The following is a 3,782-nucleotide window of genomic DNA, read 5'->3' as shown; positions in this document are numbered from 1 at the left end:
CGAGGTCGTTGTGCTGCTCGACGCGGGAATAGAAGGCGTTCGGCAGGGCGAGCCACAGGCACAGGAGGCAGACGCTCCACACCCCGAGGCTCTTCCAGAAGGTTGGTCTTTGCATGATGGATCCCGGACAGATCCCGGCGCCGTGGCGGTACGGGAGGTGACAATATGTCTTGGTCAGAAGTTGGCTAGGAGTGCCCCGGCGCGGGTCTCCGATGGGAGCCAGCTGCAGATGGGGTTCAGGGGATCATGCGAAGGGAGGGGCGCGCGGCGGATTGGAAGGACCGCCCCGGTCGCCTGCGAGGGCGCATGTAGGGGCGGGCGACGGACGTCGCGCAGCTGCGCGCGGCGGCGGATGAAATGGCTGGGCCAGCAATGCGCGCACCCAGAGCGGGTCGGGTCCGACCGGGTCAATGGCGCGCAGACTTGCTCGCTCGGTCTCCGCCGCGGGCAGAATACCCCGTGTCTTGGGGTGCGTGAGGCCGTCGATCGTCGCCTCGGCGAGATGGGTGCCGGCATGTGGCATGCGCGGCGAGGGATGGGCAATGAGCGCGGACAGCGCGACAAGAAGGGCGGCGAGCGCCCCGATCCTGCCGGCAATCCGCGTGCCCCCGATCCTCATCCTAGTGCCCTCACCACCGGGGCCGCGCGCCGCGGAACCCGCGGTGCGACGGGGTCGCGACAGGGTTCCTGACCGATGTCACGAGACCTCCTCGCGGCTGACCAGCAGCTTGTCGATGCGGCGCCCGTCGAGATCGACGACCTCGATCCGCCAGGCGCGCCAGTCCAGCACCTCGCCGACCTGCGGCAGGCGGCCCATCTCGTCGAGCACCAGCCCGGCGACGGTGGAATAGCCCCGGCCCGGCGTCAGCGTCACGCCGAGATGGTCGGCGAACTCGTCCACCGGCATCGCGCCCGCCACCAGCATCGAGCCGTCGGCGCGGGTGACCAGCTCCTCCGCCTCGGGCGCGGTGCCGAAGTCCCCGGCGATGGCCTCGAGGATGTTCATCGGCGTCACGATCCCCTCGAAATGGCCGTATTCGTCGTAGACCAGCACCATGTGCGCGGGCGCGCCGCGCAGCGTCTCGATGAGGTCGAGCGCGGGCATGCCGTCGCGCACCACCGGCGCCTCGATCAGGCGCGAGCGCGGGTCGAGGAGCGTACCATCGGGGCTCAGCAGGTCATGCGCGGCAAGCACGCCGATCACCTCGCCCTCGGCCCCGTCGCGCACCGGCATGCGGGTGAGGCGGCTGTCGCGCAGCTGGGCAAGGAGGTGCGCGGGCGGGTCGCTGAGGTCGAGCAGCGCGACCTCGTGGCGCGGGGTCATCAGGTCGCGCGCGGCACGGTCAGCGACGCGCATGACCCCGGCGATCATCTGCGTCTCGGCATGTTCCAGCACCCCGGCGCTGCGCGCCTCGGTCAGCACCTGCCGCACCTCGGCGTCGCTGACGTCGGAGCCGCGGTCGCCGGACTGGCCGAGCAGGGCGAGCACCGCCTTGCCGGACCGGTCGAGCAGCCAGACCAGCGGCGCGGCGACGAGCGCGATGCCGCGCATCAGCGGCGCGACGCGCGTTGCCACGGCCTCGGGCGCGCGCAGGGCGATCTGCTTGGGGACCAGCTCGCCGACGATCAGCGACAGGTAGGTGATGACCACCACCACCCCGCCGACGCCGAGCGACTGCGCCGCCGCGGGCGAGAGGCCCCAGCCGCTCAGCGACGCTGCCAGCCGGGCGCCCAGCGTGGCGCCGGAGAAGGCGCCCGAGAGCACGCCGACCAGCGTGATGCCGATCTGCACCGAGGACAGGAAGCGCCCCGGGTCCTCGGCAAGGCGCAGCGCGGTGGCGGCGCCGCTGCGGCCTTCCTCGGCCATTACCTTCAGCCGCGCGGCCGGGCCGAGACGATGGCCAGCTCGGACATGGCGAGCAGGCCGTTGACGAGGATGAGGGCAAGGACGATGGCAATCTCGAGGGTCATCGGGGTCTATCGGATCTCACTGGCAGTGTCGGTTTCAGGGGAAGGCGGCGGGGAACCGGCGTCGCCGCGGGTCTTCCAGAGCGAGTAGGCAACCCCCGCGGTCAGGATGGCGAAGGTGATGCCAAGCGACCAGACCGGCGGGAACTTGTCCCAGCCCATCAGGTCGGCGACGAAGACCTTGGAGCCGATGAAGACCAGCAGCACCGACAGCGCGTATTTCAGGTAGGCAAAGCGCCGCAGGCTCGCCGAAAGCGCGAAGTAAAGCGCCCGGAGTCCGAGGATCGCGAAGATGTTCGAGGTGTAGACGATGTAGGGATCGGTGGTGATGGTGAAGACCGCCGGCACCGAGTCCACGGCGAACACCAGATCCGCCAGTTCGATCACGATCAGCGCCAGCAGCAGCGGCGTGGCGTAGCGTATGAGCTTGCCGGTGGCGGGGTCGGGTCTGCGCACCGTGAAGCCGTGGCCGTGTATCTCGTCGGTGACGCGCAGCCGGCGCTTGAGGAAGCGCACCACGGGGTTGGTGGCAAGGTCATGCACTTCCTCGCCGCCGGCAAACAGCATCTTGATCCCGGTCAGGATCAGGAAGCCGGCGAAGACGTAGAGCACCCAGTGGTACTGCTCGACCAGCGTGGCGCCGAGGCCGATCATGATGCCGCGCAGCACGATCACCCCGAGGATGCCCCAGAACAGCACCCGGTGCTGGTAGGCGGCGGGGATGGCGAAGAAGCCGAAGATCAGGGCGATGACGAAGATGTTGTCGAGCGCCAGCGTCTTTTCCACCACGAAGGCGGTCAGGTACTGGGCCGCCGGCTCGGTGCCCAGCTGCCACCACACGAAGCCGCCGAAGGCCACGCCGAGCGTGATGTAGAGCGCCGAGGTCTTCAGGCTTTCGGCGACGCCGATCACGTGGTCGTCGCGGTTGAAGACACCGAGATCAAGCACCAGCAGCCCGATCACGATGGCAAGGAATGTCAGCCACATCCACAGCGGCTGCCCCAAGAACAGGGTAAGAAGGATTTCCATAATGGACCTCATCGAAGGAACGAGGCTCGAGGTCCGCGGGGGGTCGTCTGGCGATCCGGGCCGGGCATCGAGCGCTCTCGATGCGGTCCGACATCACGTGCGCTTTGGCGCTCGCCAGAGGGGCCCGGCCCGCGGATCTCGAGGTGGGGGTGACGGAGGGGAAGAACAAGGGCACCGCGCGGGCATTTCTGCACGCGCGGTGTTGCGGGGGCGGGGGTCAGAGCGGCCATAGCAGCGCCACCGCCTTGAGCAGGGTCCAGAGCACGCCCCAGACCAGCGCGACCGAAAGCCCGGCCACGGCAAAGCCGAGCAGCAGGCACATCCCGTCGCGTTCGAGCAGCCCCAGCGCGAAGAGGCTGATCGCCAGCGCCGGCAGCATGTTGCCCAGCGGAATCGGCAGCAGTAGGATCACCGACAGCCCAAGGCAGACGGCGCCGGCGGCGCGCATCGCGAGCGGCGTGGTCATCAGCGGCAGCCGCGGGCGCAGCAGCCGTTCGGCGCGCTCCAGCAGCGGCACGACGCGGGCGATCAGCGCGCGGAAGCCCGCCGCGCTGGTCGACCGCTCGAGGATGATCCGCGGCAGCCAGGGCGGGCGCCGCAGCATCAGCTGCCACGACAGATAGACCAGCGGCCAGCCGAGCAGCCCCGACACCCCGGGCGGCATCGGCACCACGTTGGGCAGGGCGAAGACCAGCATCAGCGCCGCGCCGCTGCGGCCGGCGAGCAGGGTCAGCAGGTTGCCGATCGAGACGCGCTCAGCCGCGGTTCCGGCCGGCGCGGGCCCG

General features: G+C 69.9%; 2 protein-coding genes and 1 pseudogene. All 3 read right to left on the bottom strand.

All coding sequences use genetic code 11. The annotated features are described in order from the left end of the window. Positions 1–697: 697 nt before the first annotated feature. A pseudogene (locus CLG85_RS26860) lies at positions 698–1,971 on the bottom strand (hemolysin family protein). Positions 1,972–1,977: 6 nt separating this feature from the next. After that, complete coding sequence (locus tag CLG85_RS26855; protein ID WP_095880879.1) at positions 1,978–2,997, bottom strand: TerC family protein; 1,020 nt, start codon at positions 2,995–2,997, stop codon at positions 1,978–1,980. Positions 2,998–3,214: 217 nt separating this feature from the next. Then, positions 3,215–3,782, bottom strand: a 568-nt coding sequence (locus CLG85_RS26850) for an exopolysaccharide biosynthesis protein (protein WP_260350347.1), incomplete at its 5' end; no start/stop codon positions are given.

The sequence above is a fragment of the Alloyangia mangrovi genome, assembly GCF_002300555.2.
Classification (GTDB): Bacteria; Pseudomonadota; Alphaproteobacteria; order Rhodobacterales; family Rhodobacteraceae; genus Salipiger; species Salipiger mangrovi.
This window is presented reverse-complemented; position numbering and strand designations above follow the sequence as displayed.

Excerpts from the sequence above, each read along its gene's own strand:
- CLG85_RS26855 (WP_095880879.1), bottom strand. The coding sequence starts at position 2,997 with ATGGAAATCCTTCTTACCCTGTTCTTGGGGCAGCCGCTGTGGATGTGG.